The organism is Kitasatospora sp. NPDC034035 (assembly GCF_055575755.1).
Genome location: NZ_JBVISA010000007.1, coordinates 35,959 through 53,181, shown reverse-complemented (window position 1 = coordinate 53,181; position 17,223 = coordinate 35,959). Strand labels below are relative to the sequence as shown.

At 74.2% G+C, this 17,223-nt stretch carries 15 protein-coding genes and 1 pseudogene; 6 read left to right on the top strand and 10 right to left on the bottom strand.

Features of this window, described 5'->3' with window-relative positions:
• Positions 1 to 26: 26 nt before the first annotated feature.
• Positions 27 to 995, top strand: coding sequence for an NAD-dependent epimerase/dehydratase family protein (locus ACZ52J_RS12000; RefSeq protein ID WP_465617885.1), 969 nt, complete (start codon positions 27 to 29; stop codon positions 993 to 995).
• Between the two features lie 51 nt (positions 996 to 1,046).
• On the opposite strand, the gene ACZ52J_RS11995 is transcribed toward ACZ52J_RS12000, so the two are convergent.
• The 5 genes and pseudogenes from ACZ52J_RS11995 to ACZ52J_RS11975 all read right to left on the bottom strand — a co-directional run bounded on the left by ACZ52J_RS11995 (position 1,047) and on the right by ACZ52J_RS11975 (position 4,710).
• Positions 1,047 to 1,553, bottom strand: a complete 507-nt coding sequence (locus tag ACZ52J_RS11995; protein WP_465617883.1) for a DUF6624 domain-containing protein — start codon at positions 1,551 to 1,553, stop codon at positions 1,047 to 1,049.
• A 126-nt stretch (positions 1,554 to 1,679) separates the two neighbouring features.
• Positions 1,680 to 1,806, bottom strand: a pseudogene (locus tag ACZ52J_RS11990) (IS5/IS1182 family transposase); the annotation flags it as partial.
• 100 nt (positions 1,807 to 1,906) lie between these two features.
• The gene (locus tag ACZ52J_RS11985) at positions 1,907 to 2,188 is read right to left on the bottom strand and encodes a hypothetical protein (RefSeq protein ID WP_465617881.1); all 282 of its coding nucleotides are present in this window, start codon (positions 2,186 to 2,188) and stop codon (positions 1,907 to 1,909) included.
• A 68-nt stretch (positions 2,189 to 2,256) separates the two neighbouring features.
• A complete protein-coding gene (locus tag ACZ52J_RS11980) occupies positions 2,257 to 3,327 on the bottom strand; it encodes a TerD family protein (protein WP_465617879.1) in 1,071 nt (356 codons plus the stop codon).
• A gap of 114 nt (positions 3,328 to 3,441) precedes the next feature.
• Positions 3,442 to 4,710 carry a cytochrome P450 family protein gene (locus ACZ52J_RS11975; protein WP_465617877.1) on the bottom strand — a complete coding sequence of 423 codons (1,269 nt, stop codon included), beginning with the start codon at positions 4,708 to 4,710 and terminating at the stop codon, positions 3,442 to 3,444.
• 69 nt (positions 4,711 to 4,779) lie between these two features.
• Between ACZ52J_RS11975 and ACZ52J_RS11970 the strand changes: the two genes are divergently transcribed.
• On the top strand, positions 4,780 to 6,039 hold the full coding sequence (locus tag ACZ52J_RS11970; RefSeq protein ID WP_465617875.1) for a pyroglutamyl-peptidase I: 1,260 nt from the start codon (positions 4,780 to 4,782) through the stop codon (positions 6,037 to 6,039).
• A gap of 84 nt (positions 6,040 to 6,123) precedes the next feature.
• Here the strand turns inward: ACZ52J_RS11970 and ACZ52J_RS11965 are convergent, their stop codons facing one another.
• Entirely contained in the window at positions 6,124 to 6,624 is a 501-nt protein-coding gene (locus ACZ52J_RS11965; protein WP_465617873.1) for an inorganic diphosphatase, read from the bottom strand.
• A gap of 118 nt (positions 6,625 to 6,742) precedes the next feature.
• Here ACZ52J_RS11965 and ACZ52J_RS11960 point away from each other — a divergent pair, with 118 nt between their 5' ends.
• Positions 6,743 to 7,567 carry an outer membrane protein assembly factor BamB family protein gene (locus ACZ52J_RS11960; RefSeq protein WP_465617871.1) on the top strand — a complete coding sequence of 275 codons (825 nt, stop codon included), beginning with the start codon at positions 6,743 to 6,745 and terminating at the stop codon, positions 7,565 to 7,567.
• Between the two features lie 28 nt (positions 7,568 to 7,595).
• On the opposite strand, the gene ACZ52J_RS11955 is transcribed toward ACZ52J_RS11960, so the two are convergent.
• The 3 genes from ACZ52J_RS11955 to ACZ52J_RS11945 form a co-directional block, all read right to left on the bottom strand.
• Positions 7,596 to 9,509, bottom strand: coding sequence for a CocE/NonD family hydrolase (locus tag ACZ52J_RS11955; protein ID WP_465617869.1), 1,914 nt, complete (start codon positions 9,507 to 9,509; stop codon positions 7,596 to 7,598).
• Between the two features lie 186 nt (positions 9,510 to 9,695).
• A complete protein-coding gene (locus tag ACZ52J_RS11950; RefSeq protein WP_360493700.1) occupies positions 9,696 to 10,448 on the bottom strand; it encodes a Mut7-C RNAse domain-containing protein in 753 nt (250 codons plus the stop codon).
• 93 nt (positions 10,449 to 10,541) lie between these two features.
• Positions 10,542 to 11,831, bottom strand: a complete 1,290-nt coding sequence (locus ACZ52J_RS11945; protein WP_465617866.1) for an MFS transporter — start codon at positions 11,829 to 11,831, stop codon at positions 10,542 to 10,544.
• A 477-nt stretch (positions 11,832 to 12,308) separates the two neighbouring features.
• Here ACZ52J_RS11945 and ACZ52J_RS11940 point away from each other — a divergent pair, with 477 nt between their 5' ends.
• The 3 genes from ACZ52J_RS11940 to ACZ52J_RS11930 all read left to right on the top strand — a co-directional run bounded on the left by ACZ52J_RS11940 (position 12,309) and on the right by ACZ52J_RS11930 (position 16,524).
• Positions 12,309 to 14,705: a xanthine dehydrogenase family protein molybdopterin-binding subunit gene (locus ACZ52J_RS11940; protein WP_465617864.1), complete on the top strand. Its 2,397-nt coding sequence runs from the start codon at positions 12,309 to 12,311 to the stop codon at positions 14,703 to 14,705.
• A gap of 41 nt (positions 14,706 to 14,746) precedes the next feature.
• Positions 14,747 to 15,208 carry a (2Fe-2S)-binding protein gene (locus ACZ52J_RS11935; protein WP_360493692.1) on the top strand — a complete coding sequence of 154 codons (462 nt, stop codon included), beginning with the start codon at positions 14,747 to 14,749 and terminating at the stop codon, positions 15,206 to 15,208.
• A gap of 170 nt (positions 15,209 to 15,378) precedes the next feature.
• Positions 15,379 to 16,524, top strand: a complete 1,146-nt coding sequence (locus ACZ52J_RS11930) for a helix-turn-helix domain-containing protein (RefSeq protein WP_465617862.1) — start codon at positions 15,379 to 15,381, stop codon at positions 16,522 to 16,524.
• On the opposite strand, the gene ACZ52J_RS11925 is transcribed toward ACZ52J_RS11930, so the two are convergent.
• Positions 16,514 to 17,119, bottom strand: a complete 606-nt coding sequence (locus tag ACZ52J_RS11925) for a TIGR03086 family metal-binding protein (RefSeq protein WP_465617859.1) — start codon at positions 17,117 to 17,119, stop codon at positions 16,514 to 16,516. The genes ACZ52J_RS11930 and ACZ52J_RS11925 overlap by 11 nt on opposite strands.
• Positions 17,120 to 17,223: the final 104 nt, after the last annotated feature.

Sequence of the window (17,223 nt, the reverse complement as noted above, 5' to 3'; positions counted from 1 at the left end):
GAAACCCGCTCTGGCACGATGGACCGATGCGCATACTGATCATGGGCGGCACCAGGTTCGTCGGCCGCCACCTCGCCGAGGCCGCCCTCGCCGCCGGGCACGACGTCACGGTGCTGCACCGGGGCAGGTCCGGCGCCCACCTGCTCCCCCACGCCACCCACCTGATCGCCGACCGCGACGCCGACCTGTCCGTGCTGCGCGGCCGCAGCTGGGACGCCACCGTCGACGTCAGCGCCTACTACCCGCGCCAGATCCGGGACTTGGCCGCCGCCCTCGACCCCGGCGCCGCCGGACGCTACCTCCTCGTCTCGTCCATGGCGGTGTACGACACCCCGGCCGCCCCCGCCTACACCGAGGACTCCCCGCTGCGCCCCGCCGACGGCCCGGAGCCCGACACGATCACCGGCGAGACCTACGGCGTCCTCAAGGTCCAGTGCGAACGCGCGGCCCGGCAGGCGTTCGGCCCGGAGACGCTGCTGGTGCGCCCCACGTACGTGATCGGCCCCCACGACTACACCCACCGCTTCGACTACTGGGTGCAGCGCCTCACCCGGGGCGGCGAGGTCCTGGCACCGGGCCGGCCCGACGCGCCGATCCAGGTCGTCGACGCCCGGGACCTCGCCGCCTGGATGCTCGCACTGCTGGAACGGAACGCCTCCGGCACCTACCACGCCGCCGCTCCACCGCCGTTCACCTTCGGCGACCTGCTCGACGCCGTCGCCTCGGCGGTCGCCCCGGCCGGCACCACCCTCACCTGGGTGGCCGAGGACTTCCTGCGCGCAGCCGGCATCCCCGACCGCGCACTCCCGCTCTGGCCCCGCAACCCGCAGCTCCGGGCCACCAACACCGCCGACCCGGCCGCGGCCCTCGCCACCGGCCTCACACCCCGCCCGGTGGCCGACACGGCCCGGGACATCCCGCCCTTCGAGCCGCTGCCGGAGACCCTGACACCCGAACAGGAGGCCGACCTGCTCGCCGCCTGGCACCGCCGCTAGGGTCCGTCCGGCGGATCAGGCGTGAGCGTGATCCGCCGGCACCCGGATGAGTCAGGCCTGCGAGAACTGAGCGACGTACTCGTCGAACGGCGGGATGCCAACTTCCGCGCGGCGCTCGTCCATGCGCTCGGGATCCTCACAGGGCCACGGGACAGGCGAGGCGTCCTCTACCCCGGCGATCTGTGTGCCGTAGATCTGCTTCCGACCTTCGTTCACAAGGGTGCGATCCCGCAGGAAGGCAAGATCTCGCGAGCTGGCGGCGCCGTTGGCCACCGCCTGCTCCATCAGCCGCAGCGCGCGCCGCTGGACGTCGAGCTGTCGGTCGGCGTGTTGCGCGATCAGCCACGCGGCCCGGGCCGCGTCCTCACCGACCAGTTCCGCGGTCGGCCATCCGTGCGCGTCCATGATCTCGCTGAGACGGTCCGCGTGCTGCGCGGTCAAGCGGCGCCACGCCAACTGCTCCGCCGGGGCAGCACTGTTCGCGTGGCGCGCGGCCCGGTGATCTGCCGCCGCCATGTCGGTGAGCTCCCTGGCCACTACGGCAACGTCGGATGCCATCCCAACTCCAAGTCAGATCGAGGTTCTCGCCGGTCATCCGCAACCCTAGGTGTGCAAATCACCCCAAAATTTCCTTCCAGAGGACGGTGACAGACCCGTCCGGCCCTTGGGATAATTGATCTGTCCACGGAGCCAGAGCCGGATCGAAGCAACGCCGACAGTCCCGCGGACGATGTAGGCGCGCTTGTCGTAGCGCGTCGACGGCGCGGAAGTGCTTCGGGCGATTGATCGTGCGCTCGACGTCATTGCGGCGCGGCCGGCCCCGCCGAAGGCCCGGCTCCACGAACCGTCCGGACATGCGAACGGCCGCACAGCGCAGGTGCGTTGTGCGGCCGCCGTCGACGGAGGAGAGGTCAGTCCTCGTCCTGGTCCTCGTACTCCTCCCGCAGGTTCTCCACCGGGTCGCCCCAGAGATCGGAATCGTCCGGCCCCTGCCCCAACTCTTCCAGCAGCGCGACGAACTCGTCCAGCGCGGCCTTCGCGTCGCCGTTGCGGATCCGGTCATCGAAGCGGGTCAGCAGGGCCAGCGCGCCGATCAGCCCGGGCAGCGAGTCGGCCGCCCGGCCGCCCGCGCCGCAGCCGTGCTCCCGGCCGTTCGGGTCGTAGATCTGGACGTGCTTGAATGGCGTCGTCACACCGTCCTGGACAGCACGGGCCGCCGGGGTAACCCCCGACGGCCCTTCCGCAGCTGTGGTCTGACGGCTCAGAAGAGGCCGTCGTCCTCGTAGTAGTTGTTGACGACGACCTCGGGCCCGTCGTCGTCGAACGCCTCGTTGAGCAGCGCGCCGCCGACCAGACCCGCCGCGCCGGCGCCGATCAGCGCACCGGTGCCGAAGCGCCGGCCGCCGCCCTGCGCCTGCTGGCCGGGCACCTGCGGGTACCCCTGCTGCTGGACGGGCTGCGGGTAGCCCTGCTGCGGGGTGTAGAACGGCGGGACAGTGGTCTGCACCCGCTGGGCGCAGGCGACGCAGGTCTCGATCTGGCGGGGCACGCCCCACTGCGGCGACCACAGCACCGCCGTCGTGCCGGCGCCGTGCGAGGGGTCGAAGAAGCACGTCACGGGGGAACTCCCTGCTACTGGCTGGGTCTGCGGTACGGGGGGCACGGCGGCGGGAACCACCGGCGCGGGCGGCGCGGACGGCACGGCGGGCTTCACCGGAGCCGGGGCAGCGGCAGCCGGGGTCGGAGCCGCCGCGGGCTGCAGGACGTCCACGCCGAAGTCCGTGGCGATGCCCGCGAGCCCGGCGGCGTACCCCTGCCCGACCGCCCGGAACTTCCAGTCGGCGCCGTGCCGGTACAGCTCGCCGAACACCATCGCCGTCTCGCTGCCCGCCTCGGGCGCCACGTCGTAGCGGGCCACCTCGGCGCCGCCGTCCGGGTCGGTGATCCGGATGTACGCGCCGCGGACCTGCCCGAAGCTCTGGCGTCGCTGCGCCGCGTCGTAGATCGCCACCGCGAAGACGATCTTCTCCACGAAGGGGGAGACCTCCGCGAGCCGGACCTCGATCTGTTCGCGGTCGGCTCCGCTGCCGGAGCTGCCCGAGCCGCCCGAGCCGCCGTGGTGGCGGACCGAGCCGTCCGGGCTGCGCAGGTTGTTGAAGAAGACGAAGTTCCGGTCCGCGCCGACCTTCCCGTCCGCCCCGCACAGCAGTGCGCTGGCGTCCAGGTCGTACCCGGCCCCCGCCGTCCAGCCGAGGCCGACCCGGACTACCAGCAGCCCGGGGGCCTGCGTGCCCAGGGAGACGTTGCCGCCCTTCGTCAGGGCCACACTCATGGGACTTCCTCCACGACCGTACGAGTACCGCTGTTCGACCACGACAACGCTGTAGATCTCGCGCTGGTTCCCGGCCGCGTCGTCAGGATCGCGTCAGTGCCGAAGCGGCCGGGCTCAGTACCGCACGGGAAGTTCCCGCAGGCCACGGGCCCGCAGGGTGGGTCGGTGGCGCAGCTGCTCGACCGGCGCGTCCAGGGCGAGGTCGGGGAAGCGGCGCAGCAGGGCGGTCAGCGCGATGGCGGTCTCCATCCGGGCCAGCGGCGCGCCGAGGCAGTAGTGGATGCCGTGGCCGAGGGCGAGGTGGCCGTTCTCGCGGCGGTGCAGGTCGAGCCGGTCGGGGTCGGTGAACTGCTCGGGGTCGCGGTTGGCGGAGCCGAGGGCGAGCAGCACGGTCTCCCCCGCCGGGACGGTGACGCCGCCGATGGTGACGTCCTCGCGCGGGAAGCGGCGGATGGCGAGCGGGGCGGGGCCGTCGAAGCGGGCGAGTTCCTCGACGGCGGCGTCGATCAGTTCCGGTTCGGCGCGCAGGGCGGCGAGCTGCTCGGGGTGGGTGAGCAGGGCGAGGACGGCGTTGGCGATGAGGTGGACGGTGTTCTCGTAGCCGGCGAAGAGGATGAGGAAGGCGAGCGAGGTCAGTTCGTCCTCGCTGAGCCGGTCACCGGCCTCCCCGATCCGGTCGGCGCCGTCGCAGAGCCGGTCGGCGCCGTCGCCCTCGCCGCGCCGGTCACCGCGCTCGTCCTCCTGCTCGTCGCGGACGGCGATCAGGTCGGAGAGCAGGTCGTCGCCGGGTTCGGTGCGCTTGTGCTCGATCAGTCCGGTGAAGAAGCCGAGCATCGCCTTGACGGCGGCGCGGGCGGCCTCGGGGTGCTCGGGGTCGGGGGTGATGAGGGTGTCGGTCCAGGCGCGGAAGTCGTGCCGGTCGTCCTCGGGGACGCCGAGCAGGTCGCAGACGACGGTGATCGGCAGCGGTGCGGCGTACGCGGCGAGCAGGTCGGCGCGGCCCGCCGGGGCCATGGCGTCCAAGAGCTGCTCGGCGACCTTCTCGATCGGGGCGCGCAGGGCGGCGATCCGGCGCGGGGTGAAGGCCTGGGAGACCAGGCGGCGGATCCGGGTGTGGTCCGGCGGGTCCATGTTGAGCAGGTTGGCGTCCAGCGCGGGCGGCAGCGCGAAGCCGCGGTAGTTGCCGGGGGCGGCGTGCGCCCTGTCGAGGGCGAGCCGGGGGTCGGCGAGGGCCCGGCGCACGTCCGGGTAGCGGGTCACCAGCCAGAAGGGCAGGCCGTCCGGGCCGACGACCCGGTGGACGGGGGCGTCGGCGCGCAGCCGGTCGTAGCCGCCGTACGGGTCGGCGATCAGGGAGGTGAGGGTGAGGTCGGGCGCTGTCACCGGCCCAGCCTACGGGCCGCTCGGCGGCACTCTGGCGGGGCATCAGGTCCGGACCTATTGTCAGGTGACATGACATTCCTTCGCCGTACCGCCGGACTGGCCGCCGCCCTCACCGGAACGCTCGCCGCCCTACTGGCCCCGGCCGCCGCCCACGCCGACCCCGGCGGCTGCCGCACCGCCGCGACGGCGTCGCCGGACGCCGAGCAGGCCCGCCTCCAGGACGCCCGCACCGCCGCCTTCACCGAGCGGTCCGGCCTGAACGACCTGCTCCGGGGCTTCCCCGCCGCCCTATGCGCCGCCCGCAACGCCCACCGCGCCGAGCGGGTGGTCGATGCCTGGGGCCGGGCGCTCTGGCAGGCCGGCGTCGACCGCGCCCAGGGCCGGCGGCCGAGCGGTGAACTGCCCGCCCGCGACGACCGCCCGCTGTACTGGACCCGGCTCGCCATGACGGTCCAACTGTCGCGCTGGCAGCCCGGGTTCACCGTCGACCAGGCCGGGCTCCGGGCCCGCTTCGAGGACGCCTCACGCGGCCTGGACGACGGCTTCAGCACCGCGCCCGACCTCCGCCGCATCTTCGTCAGCGGCTTCGACCCGTACGGTCTGGACACCGAGCCGCGTCGCGCCAACCCCTCCGGCTCGGCCGTCCTGCAACTGAACGGGCGGCGGATCACCCTCGCCGACGGCAGCACCGCCGAGGTGCGGGCCGTCGTCCTGCCGGTGCGCTACGGCGACTTCGACGAAGGGATCGTGGAACGCGCCTTCGGCCCGCACCTGGTGCCCGGCCCGCAGTCCGCCGACCTGATCACCAGCATCAGCCAGGGCTACCCCGGCATGTTCACCCTGGAGGCCTGGGCCGGACGCGCCCGCTCCGCCGACCCCGCCACCGACAACCTCGGCGCGCTCTCCGGCGGCACCACGCGGCACCCGGTCGACGCCCCCGGCCTGGCCGACGGACCCCAGTTCATCCACACCACCCTGCCCACCGACGCCATGACGGCCGTCCAGCAGCCCTACCCCGTCCTGCTCAACACCCCCGTCACCGAGATCCCCGCAGGCGCCACCGACCCCGTCGTCCGTGCCGACGGCCCCACCCCCGACTCCCGCGCGGTCGCCGGAGGCGGCGGCGGCTACCTCTCCAACGAAGTCGCCTACCGCTCCAACCGCCTCCGTCTCGACCTCGCCCCCGACCTCCCCGGCGGCCACCTCCACACCCCGGTCCTGACCGGCCTCCCCACCGACCGGAACCGCCTCACCGCGCCGGAGTTCGAACAGAACGAGGCCGCGATCGCCGACCAGGTCCGCGCCATCCTCAGCAGCGCCCGCCTCTGAGCGGCCGCCTCCGAGTCCCAGCCGCGGCGGCAGGGGGCGGGTCGACGCCCGACGGTGCGCCCCCACCACGCTCCCGCACGTCCCTCACACCGGGTCGGCGAAGCACGTCCCCACGGCCCGGGCCCGCGACGCGGCGATCTCCGCGTGGGCGGCCTCGCGGTCCGCCCAGTGCGAACCCTCGACGGACTTGCCGCGCTCCAGGTCCTTGTACACCCGGAAGAAGTGGGTGATCTCCAGCAGGTCGAACTCCGGCAGGTCACCGATGTCCTGCAAGGCCGCGTAGCGCGGGTCCCGGGCCGGGACGCAGAGCACCTTCTGGTCGGGCCCGCGCTCGTCGCGCATCACCCACATGCCCACCGCCCGGCAGGTCAGCACACAGCCCGGGACGGCCGGCTCCCGGCCGAGCACCAGGGCGTCCAGCGGCTCACCGTCGCCGCCGAGGGTGCCCTCGACATAGCCGTAGTCCGCGGGGTAGCGGGTGGCCGTGAACAGGGTGCGGTCGAGGCGGATCCGGCCCGCCACGAAGTCCATCACGTACTTGTTCCGCGACCCCTGCGGGATCTCGATCATCACCTCGAACTCCACCGCGGCCTCCTCCTCGGCTCCTGGGGAAAGTCCCCGGGCTCCCGGAGGAATTGTCGGCCGTTCGGGCACCCTCCGAAACCGCCTCCGCCGTTCGGCGGAACCCACTACCATCCCGGCCATGGGGAGCTGGCGGGTCACGGTCACGGATCACCATCGCAGGAAGGGCGGGCGGCCGCAGGGACGCCCGGAAGGGCCGCTGGCCCGGCGGGACGGACTGGCGGTGCACGGCCGCGACGGCGAACTCAGCTGCGTCGACGCCACCGGCCGGGTCCGCTGGCGGCAGCCCTGCCCGGGGCGACCGAACGCGGCCCACATCTCCTCCGGCCGGGTGCTGGTCACCACCGACTCGTTCGACTACACCGCCTGGGGCCACCTCGGCCCCGCCCTCCTGCTGGACCTCGCCGACGGCACCCCCGTCGCCGAACTGCGCGGCGAGCGCGCGGCGGCCCTCGGCGGCGGCCGCTTCGTCCTCGGCCTGGAGGGCTACGACGCCTTCGACACCCGGGCGTACGACCGCGACGGCGCCCTGGTCGACTCCTGGCGCAGCTACGGCCACTACGTCGTCGGCAGCGGCCTGCGCGTCGTCGAGACGGACCGCCGCCGCCCGACCGGGAGCCGGGTGGTGCGGCTGCTGCCCGGCGGACTGATCGAGCGCGGCCCGCTGCTCGCCGACCCGCAGGCCCCCGAGCCGCTGGTGCTGCCCGACGGCACCCTCCTGGTGCTCGACGCGGGGACGCTGCGCGCCGTCGGCCGCGACCTGGACGACACCGTCCTCGCCGAGCTGCACCCGCTGGCCCCCGACCGGCAGCACCGCTTCACCGGCTCGCTGCGCCGCACCGCCGACCGCCTCGACGTCACCCTGGTCGAACGCCACCCGACCCGCATGGGCTCGTACACCACCCACACCTGGCACCTCGCACTGCACCCGCCCCACCGGGCCTGAGCCGACCGCCCCGACCCCGGGTCACGTGTCAGCGCACGACCGGCAGGTCCAGCACCGATGCCCGGTCGCCGCCCCAGCCGATCCGGTAGGAGGCCTGTCCGTCGGCCGGGAGCAGCTGGAAGGAGTCGGGGTTGGCGGCGGCCACGGTGAGCCGGATCCGCTCGCCGGCCCGGAAGAGTACGGAGACCGGCTGCAGGTCGATGGTGACGCGCTGGGCGTGCCCCTGCGGGAAGTCCTCGGCGTCCGCCGCCGCATAGGTGCGCGGGGTGCGCAGCCGGCGCCAGTCGGGGTTGTCGTCCCGGTCGGCCACTGCCCTTTCGGTCAGCGCCAGTTGGCCTTCCGTCAGGTAGGTCACCCGGCCGTCCGGTCCGACGTCCTCCAGGTACACGTGCAGGGCGCCCCGGGCCGAGCCGGCCAGGCCGGTCACGTCGAGGGTGACCTTCCCGTTCCCGGTGACCCGGGTGTCGGCGGTCAGCGGCGCCGTGGTGTAGCTGAGCAGCTTGGCGTCGACGGCGGCGCGGTCGGGGTAACTGACCTCGGCGCCGCTGAGGTTGGTGTTCCAGCGGTCCAGCGGGCCGGTGCCGGCGGTCGGGTCGAGGCGCAGCGGGTCGGTGCCGGTGCGGCGGTCCTCCGGGCGGCGGCCGAGCGTGTTGCCGGCCGCGAGGTAGAACGACTGGGTGCGGGTGCCGGGCACCGGCCAGCGGGTGGTGGTGCGCCAGACGTCCTCGTTGAAGGTGTAGTAGTGCACCTGTCGTCGGCCGTCGGGGCGGGCGTCGGCCCGCACGTAGCGTTCGAAGAAGTCGTAGGTGCGCTGGTCGAGTTGGTCGCGCTCCTGCCTGGTGAGCGGACGGGCGGGCTGGAACGGGTCGGCGAGCCAGCCGGCGCCGTGGTTCCAGGGGCCGATCCAGTCGTCCTGGGTGTTGGAGAGGCCGGCGAACTGGGAGAGCACGCCGTTGGCGGTGCCCGCGTCGAGCCAGCCGGCCCTGGTGAGGATGGGGATTTTGCCCGTCCGGACGGCGTCGGTCTTGTCGCCGACGCTGCCGACCGTCCAGCTCTTCGGGCCGTCCTGGTAGTCGCGGTGGACGCCGGACGTCGCCATGTCGACCAGGTTGGCGTTGCCGGCGTGCTCGGCACGGGCGGCGGCGAGCAGGGCCGGTCCGTCGGGGCCGTCGACGGGGCGGGGTTGGAGGCCGGTGAGGCCGGTGCGCGCGCAGAGTTGCCGGGTCTGTTCGTCGGTCTCGCAGGTGGTGCCGCCGGCTTGGTCGAGGATGCGCAGCAGGAGGGCGTACGGGGCGAGCCGGGGTTCGATGAGCGCGCCGCCGGGGCGCACCAGGTCCTCGTACGGGTCGAAGTCGTAGGAGATCGGCGCGGCGGCGGTGATGTGGTGGTTGCCGAGGGCGGTGGCGAGCATCGCGGTGTCGCCGCTGTAGGAGATGCCGGTGGTGCCGACCCGGCCGTTGGACCAGGGCTGGGCGGCGATCCAGTCGCTGAGGGTGCCGCTGTCGGCGATGGCGTCGGCGCCGAGTTCGGAGGTGAGGGTGCCGAAGGAGGCGCCGGTGCCGCGCAGGTCGGCGATGACGTAGGCGTAGCCGTGGTCGGTCCACTGCTCGGCCTCACCGCCGGCGCCGCCGGGCCGGCCGGCCTGGACCTTGGCCCGCCAGTAGCGCTGGGTGACCAGGACGGTGGGGAGGTCGGCGCCGGCCCGGGTGCCCTCGGGCAGGTAGATGTCGACGGCGAGGCGGACTCCGTCGGGCATGGTCACGTAGCGCGACTGCAGATGCGGCAGGACGGGCCCGGTGACGGGCCCTGCCGCGGGCTCAACGGCGGGCCCGGCAAGGGGCGCGGCGGCTGCCGGGACGACCCCGACCCCGACCCCGAGCACGGCAGCGGTCGCAGCCGCGACCAGCGTCGCGAGCGGGCGGCGCAGCGTGGCGCGCCTCATCGGGCGGTCGCCTCCCCGTTCCCGGGGCCTTCTGTCCGGCCGGCCCTCGCCGTCCGCGGTGCGGAAGTGTTGCCGTGCTGTCTGATCGCTCATCCGACGACCTGGCCTCTCTCGTGCGAACGAGTAGCGTGGTCTCGCCCCCGTCGCCGATGGGACCACGGCCGCGCGGCCGCCCGCCAGGGTGAACTACCCGGAGACGACCCCGAGATGGCCCTGGTCGTTCCCGTAGTCGCGCACCGCCTCGGCGACGATCGCCTCCAGTCGGGCGTGGTGGGCGCCGCGCCAGTAGGCCTGGCCGCATTCGGTGCACTGGGCGAAGGCGTCGTAGGAGCGTTCGGTGCCGTCCCGCAGCTGCTCGCGCACCGAGGTCTTGGTGGCGGTGCGCAGTGTGCCGTTGCAGGTGGTGCAGCGGCTCCAGGGGGCGAGCGGCGGCGCGAAGCGGGAGAGCACGTCGCGCAGTTGCTCGGCGGGGCGGTGGCTGTAGACGTAGGCGCCGGCCCACAGTTCGCGGCGGCGCAGCAGGCCGCGGTCGCGGGAGAGCAGGACGCGCTGTTCGGCGGCGGAGCGGGCGGCCAGCGCGGCGTCGCCGATGTCGGGGTTCTCGTACGCGGCGTCCACGCCGAGCAGGCGCAGCCGACGGGTGAGGGTGCCGAGGTGGACGTCGAGCAGGAAGCGGGGCGGGGTGGGCGAGGGCTGCGGCCTGGTCACGGCCCGGACGGTGATGTGCTCGCCGTCGGCCGGGACGTGCGCGTCGGGGACGGTCCGGCCGTCCACCAGCAGGGCGCCGACCTCGGTGAGCGGGACGCCCAGGGACTCGACGACGTGGCCGAGGGTGGAGGTGCCGTCGGTGCGCAGCTCGGTCCGGCCGGCCCGCCGGGGCGCGGAGACGAAGAGGTGCAGCTCGGGGGCGAAGTCGAGCCAGATCTGGGGTCTGTCCACGCGGCCAGCATGCCAGTGGGTGGCGGGCGGGGGCCACCGGTTTCCGGGCGGCCCCGCGCCGCTACGCTCCGTTATGCCCTGTCCGTCGCGCTGCTACGACCCGTCCGCCGTGGTGCCCGCCACGACCCGCGACGCCGGTGACGCGGATGACGCCATCTGGCCTCGGTCGCGCTCCGCCCAGCGGGCGACCGGCCCCATCGCGTACCCCGCGACGAGGAACACCCCGCCCAGGACCAGCCAGCCCGCCAGGCCTCCGTCCAGCAGGAGGGTGGTGAGCAGCAGCGGCCCGAGGGTGCGGGCGACGGCGACGCCGGTGCCGAAGAAGCCCTGGTACTGGCCGATCCGGTCGGGCGGGGCGAGGTCGAAGCCGATCTGCCAGGAGCCCGCCGACTGCCGCATCTCGCCGGCCACCTGCAGTACGGACGCGGCGACCAGCAGGGCGCCGACCGCCCACACCGGCACGTCCAGCGCGGACAGTCCGAAGACGACGCAGCAGCCGAGCAGCAGCACCCCGGCGGAGCGGACCGCCCGCGCGGCCGTGTCCAGCCCGGTGACGTCGCGCGCCGCCCGGACCTGGAAGACCAGCACCGCCAGGGTGTTGAGCACGAACAGCGCCGAGCCGAGCCAGCCGATCGCGGGGGCGCGCTGGGCGATCCAGAGCGGGATGATCAGGCTGAGCAGCGGCATCCGCAGCAGCAGGATGGCGTTGAGCAAGGTGACGGCGGCGTACCGCCGGTCGCGCAGCACGGCCAGCCGCGGTCCGGTGCCGGACTCCTCGGCGGCGGGCGGGACTTCGGGCAGTCGCCGCAGGAGCAGGGCGCCGATCAGGAGGCCGACCGTGGTGAGGACGAAGGCGCTCAGGTACGCGGCGCGGGTGCCGACGCTCAGCGCGATGCCGCCGACGGCCGCGCCGACGGCCAGTCCCCCGTTGAGGGTTGACTGCAGGTGGGCGAGCAGGCCGGTCCGTTCGCCGGGTGGCACCAGGCCGGCGACCAGCGCCTGCCGGGCCGCGGTCAGCCCGGACTGCGTGGTGGCGTAGAGGCAGACCGCGAGGAGGAACAGCGGGTAGGAGCGGATCACCAGGAAGGCGGCGACCACGGCCGCGGCCGCGAGTCCGAGCGCCACCGCCGTGCGGCGCGGGCCGCGCCGGTCGGCGAGGTGGCCGAGTGGGACGCCCGCGACGGAGCCTAGCGCCCAGCCGACCGCGAGGCCGAGTCCGAGGGCGGTCGGTGACATGCCGACGACGCGGGTGAAGTAGAGCGCGGAGCAGGTGTAGTACGCGCCGTCGCCCACCGCGCTCGCCAACTGGGCTGCGGCCAGGGTCCGCTGGGGGCCGGCGGACGGAAGGAGGCTGCCCCACCGGGCGGCTCTGTCGGTCGGCACGTCTCTCCTTCACTGGTCACGGACCGTCACCGTTCGCCCGTCCGTGGGTGGCCGCCCACGGACGGGCGACAGCACCGGGACGGCGAGCGGCGCGCGAGCCGGGAGTTCACAACCGTCAGCGACGGTTCGCCACCCACCCTAGGCAGAAACTGGCCCATCCGACAGGTCCAGTGATCAAGGGATTCCCTGGGCCACTTCCGTCCGTCTCCGCACCGCCGACCGAGCGCTGAACCCTCGTACGACAGCGGCTCGTTGGGCTCTCCGGGCGATTTGGGAGCGTCTCAGGCGGGCCTCGCCCCCGCCGCCGAAGCGCCGTCCGTACCCGCTCCGAATCCGCTCCCGCCGAACGCTGCAAAAGCCCCATCAGCCAGTCCAGGGTCCAACTTTGACCGTGTTGACCCGTCAGTAGCGCCCTTTTATGCTCAACGGCGTTCGCGATCCGGCACCGGGGCCGGGGCCCCGTGCCCGCCCGATCCGGTGCCGTCTCCGGCTCGAAGGGCCCCTCCCATCAGCACCTCCATCGCCCCCTCGGACTCCACCGGCCACCCGGGCGACGCCGGACACCCCCGCACCCTCCGCCGCCGGGGCCGGGCCACCGAGGCCACCGGAGCACGGACTGCCGGAGCCGCACCCGCCGAGGCCGAGCCCGCCGGTCGCCGCCGCTTCCTCACCTACCTGCTGGCCGCGCCCACCCTCACCGTCGCCGCCCGCCTCGGCCTCGACGCCGCCGCCCCCGCCACCGCGCAGGCCGCCACCCCGGGCAGCGGACAGGCCGTCCACGCCGCCGAAGCCGCCCGGGACGCCGCCGCGCCCCCGCAGTTGCTCGGCCTGCCCGGCATCCCGGACATCGTCGACCTCGGCGACGCGATGATCCTCGCCGGACTGCCGACCTCGCACCTGCTGGTCCTCGAAGTCACCCCCGCCGGACGCGCCGCGCTGTACCTGCCCCGGCTGGAGGTCGGCCAGGGCCTGACCACCGCGATCGCGATGCTGGTCGCCGAGGAGCTCGACGCCCGGCTCACCGACGTGGACGTGCCGCTCTCCGACGGCCGCCCCGAACTGCTCTTCAACCAGCTGACCGGCGGCTCCAACTCCATCCGCTCGCTGTACGACCCGGTGCGCGGCGCGGCCGCCGCCGCCCGCGCCCGGCTGGTGACCGCCGCCGCCAGGCGCTGGAACGTTCCCGCGACCACGCTGCGCACCGCCGACTCCGCCGTCCTCGCCCCCGACGGCCGCCGGCTCGGCTACGGCGAGCTCGCCGCCGACGCCGCGATCGCCACGCCCGCCGTCCCCGCCCTCCCCAAGGCCGCCGACCAGCTGCGGCTGGTCGGCAGGCCGACCGGCCGGATCGACGCCCGCGACATCGTCACCGGCCGCGCCAAGTACACCGGGGACCTGCAGATCCCGGGCGCCGTACCGACGGTGGTCGCCCGCCCCACCACCGTCAACGGCACCCTCAGGTCCCTGGACGCCTCCGCCGCCCGCGCCATGCCGGGGGTGCTGGGCGTGGTGCAGATCCCGAGCGGCGTCGCCGTCCTCGCCGAGACCTTCGACCAGGCACTCAAGGCCCGCGACGCGCTGCGCACCACCTGGAACCCGGGCCCGGTCGCGGGGCTGTCCACCGACGACATCAGGGAGCGGCTGCGCGCCGCCCACCTGCCCTTCCTCCCCCCTCCGCTGCTCGCCCAGCACCTGGACGCGGAGTTCGACTTCGCCTTCGTCAACCACGCCCCGATGGAGGTGCTCACCGCCGTCGCCGACGTCCGGCCGAACCGGGCCGAGCTGTGGTTCGCCGCGCAGAGCCCGATCGTCGCCCAGCACACCATCGCCGCCGAACTCGGCCTGCCGCAGGACGCCGTCACCGTCCACGTGGTGCGCGGCGGCGGCTCGTTCGGCCGACGGCTGTTCTTCGACGCCGCCCTGGAGGCCGCCCGGATCTCCAAGGCCGCCGGCCGCCCGGTCAAGCTGATGTGGACCCGCAACGACGACATGCGGCACGGCCGGATGCGCCCGGCCAGCCACCACCGGATCCGGGCCGTCTACGGACTCGACCACGTGCTCAGCTGGGAGCACCGCGCCGCCAGTGTGCAGACCGACTTCGGCCACGGCCTCGGCGACGCCCTCACCGCCGCCGGCTACAACCTCCCGCTGGCCGGGCTCACCACCTCCGAGCTGTTCTTCCTGCTCACCGAGAAGAACCCGTACAACGTCGGCATCCCCACCCAGCTGCTCGCCGAGGTCCCACTGGACCTGCACACCGGCAGCTGGCGCTCGGTCTACTCGGGCACCGTCCGGGTCTCCGACGAGATCGTGATGGACGAACTGGCTCGTCGGATGGGCCAGGACGAGGTCGCCTTCCGCCGCGCCCGGCTGCGCAGCCACGCCGGACAGGCCGTCCTGGACACCGTCGCCGCGAAGGGGAACTGGGGCCGCCCGATGCCCCCCGGCCAGGCCCAGGGCATCGGCTACCACGACGACAACGGCGGCATCGCCGCGTACCTGGTCGAACTGGACGCCACCGACCGCGCCAACCCCCGGGTCACCAAGGCGGTGGTCGCCGCCGACGTCGGCCGGGTCATCAACCCCACCGGTCTGGAGGCCCAGTTGACCGGCGCGCTGGTCGACGGCATCTCGGTGATCCTCCAGGCCGGCAACCACCTCGACAACGGCGCGTTCCGGGAAGGAAGTTACGGCGACTTCCACTACGCCCGGCAGCGGCACACCCCGCCGGTGGTCGAGATCCACCTGATGCCGCCGAGCGGACCGCCGGGCGGCGCCGGCGAGTTGGGCGTCCCGGCGGCCTGCGCCGCGGTCGCCAACGCCTACGCCCGCGCGACCGGTACCAGCCCGCGCACCTTCCCCATCAACTTCTGAACCAGCCGACGACCTTCAAGAGCCGAGGATCCCGACTCCCCATGCCCACCCACACCTTCGTCCTCAACGGGCAGCCCGTCACCGTCGAGGCCCCGGACGACATGCCGCTGCTCTGGGTGCTGCGCGACAAACTCGGTGTCACCGGCCCCAAGTACGGCTGCGGGGTGGGCGTCTGCCGCGCCTGCACCAGCCACCTCGACGGCCAGGAGTTCCAGCCCTGCACCCGGTCCGTCAAGGACTGCGCGGGCCACACCGTCACCACCATCGAGGGCCTCGCCGACGGCGAGACCCTGCACCCCGTCCAGGAGGCCTGGCTCTCCTGCGACGTCGCCCAGTGCGGCTTCTGCCAGCCCGGGCAGATCATGGCGGCCGTCGCGCTGCTGCGCCGCACGCCCAACCCGACGGACGCGGACATCGACCAGATCCAGAACGTCTGCCGCTGCGGCACCTACCCGCGCATCCGCGAGGCGATCAAGCAGGCGGCCGCCCACCAGCCGCACTGACCCGCGCGTGCCCCGGGCCCGGCGGGCGGGGCACCCGGCGACCAGCACCGGCCGACAACCTTCACCGCCGCCGCCGAACACGCTTCCCCCGCCGCCGCCCGCGACTATGATCCGTACGCAACAAAGGCCGTCGCGGGTGGTTCTGACACTGTCTGACAACAGGGGGCGTCATGGCGGATCAGGAAGCGCAATCCGGAGGAACCGCACAGCCTCGGTGCGAGGAGGACTTCGCAGCCGAACTGCGCACGCTCCGCCTGGACGCCGGCCAGCCCTCGTTCCGCACGATGGCGAGGGCCGTCGGCTGCATCTCGCACACCACGCTCTTCGAGGCGGTCACCGGCTCGCGCCTTCCGTCCTGGCCCACGACCAGGGCCTTCGTCCGGGCCTGCGGCGGAGACGAGGAGGAGTGGCACCACCGCTGGAGAACCGCCGCCGACGGCGGGAAGCCGCCCGCCGCTCCGGCCCCGTCTCCCCCTCCCACTCCCTCGGCCCCCGCTCCTCCGGCCCTCGCCCTTCCGGCTCCGGCCGGCCCGGTTCCGGCCGGCCCGGTTCCGTTGCCGCGGCCCGCCACGTTCCCGGCCGCTCCCCGCCGGGGACTTCCCCGGCTCTGGACCCACGCGTTCAGCCTGCTCCTCGGCCTGGTGCTCGGCGTGTCGGGCACGCTCGGCCTGGTCGCCACCCGGGCGCCCGACGGCTCGCTCGACGCCGACAACTGCCCTTCCGCGCACGGTGATTCACCCAGCCCCGAGCCACAGCCGGAGGCCCGCGGATCCTCGGCCGACCTTTCGGCACTGTCCTGGGTGGCCCACACCGCCGTCGAACAACAGGACATCCCCAGCACCGAGTTGGCCCTCCCGGTGCGGGCCGCGGCGGCCCCGGGGGACGCCCTGGTCGTGTCGATGATGCTGACCACCACCTGTCCCGGCCCGGTCACGGTCACCGACAGCCACGACGACCGGTTCCAGCTCGTCGGGGACGTGACCGACTCGCTGCGCCGCCGGGTCCTCGTCCTCGCCGCCTTCGCCGCCTCGGCGCTGACCACCGCCGACTCCATCCGCGCCACCTACCCGCGCGCGAGCACCTCCCACGTCTCCGTGGACGAGTTCCGTGGCGCCACCACCGTCAGCACCACCGCCCGCTCCCTCGCCACTGCCACCGCCACCACTGCCACTGCCACCGCCTTCGACCACTGCAACGACGCAGGCAGGGCCGCCTCCCCGTGCGGCGCCGCGTCGGCCGTACTGCGGCGGGACGGCCTCGGCCGACGGCCGGGCCGACTCCGTTCGACCGTCCCCGCCGCCCCCGTCACCCGGTGACCGGCGCCGCCGGGTCGCGGCCGAAGAACGCGGCGAGCCGGTCGTACGGCGGCGCGTCCTCGGGCACGGCGACGGCCGGGCCGAAGGCGTGGTGGTCCTCCTCGGCGCCGCGGTACTCGGGCTTGAGCGCGCCCTCGGCCCAGGCCAGCGCGGCGAGCGCGACCTCGTGGTCCAGGCCCTCGGTGGACTGCCCGGTGGCTCGGGCCAAGTCCCAGTCGTGGACGGCGAATTCGGCGATCTGCTGGTCCACCGGGAAGCGCGCCGGCACGGTGCCGCCCCCGGGCATCTCCAGTGTCCCGCCGAGGTCGCCGGCCGCGCGCCAGGCGTCGGCCAGCTCCTCGGCCCCGGCTTCGAAGGCGTGCAGCCAGTCCTCCTCGACGCGTTCGAAGGGCTGCGACCAGTCCGGCTGCCCGCCCTTCGCCCGTACGGTGAACTGCCGCAGGTCGTGGAGCAGATGGCTGACCAGGTCGCCGACGTCCCAGGAACGGCAGGGGGTCGGATGGCCGGCCAGTTCGACGCCGGTGCCGTCGATCAGCCCGGCGGTCTGCGCGAGGGCCCGGGCGAGCAGTCCGATCGGGTCTTCCGCTGCGGTCATGGCACACCTCTCGGTCGGGGCACGGGTCGTGCCGGGCGATCGTAAGCGCGAGCGCCGACGACCGCCCGGCACGACACCTCCCCCGTGGGTGGACGGGTCGAGGG

Coding starts and splice junctions, on each gene's coding strand:
- ACZ52J_RS11930 (WP_465617862.1), top strand. CDS start 15,379: ATGGCGGATCAGGAAGCGCAATCCGGAGGAACCGCACAGCCTCGGTGC.
- ACZ52J_RS11970 (WP_465617875.1), top strand. CDS start 4,780: ATGACATTCCTTCGCCGTACCGCCGGACTGGCCGCCGCCCTCACCGGA.
- ACZ52J_RS11980 (WP_465617879.1), bottom strand. CDS start 3,327: ATGAGTGTGGCCCTGACGAAGGGCGGCAACGTCTCCCTGGGCACGCAG.
- ACZ52J_RS11935 (WP_360493692.1), top strand. CDS start 14,747: ATGCCCACCCACACCTTCGTCCTCAACGGGCAGCCCGTCACCGTCGAG.
- ACZ52J_RS11955 (WP_465617869.1), bottom strand. CDS start 9,509: ATGAGGCGCGCCACGCTGCGCCGCCCGCTCGCGACGCTGGTCGCGGCT.
- ACZ52J_RS11925 (WP_465617859.1), bottom strand. CDS start 17,119: ATGACCGCAGCGGAAGACCCGATCGGACTGCTCGCCCGGGCCCTCGCG.
- ACZ52J_RS11960 (WP_465617871.1), top strand. CDS start 6,743: ATGGGGAGCTGGCGGGTCACGGTCACGGATCACCATCGCAGGAAGGGC.
- ACZ52J_RS11995 (WP_465617883.1), bottom strand. CDS start 1,553: ATGGCATCCGACGTTGCCGTAGTGGCCAGGGAGCTCACCGACATGGCG.
- ACZ52J_RS12000 (WP_465617885.1), top strand. CDS start 27: ATGCGCATACTGATCATGGGCGGCACCAGGTTCGTCGGCCGCCACCTC.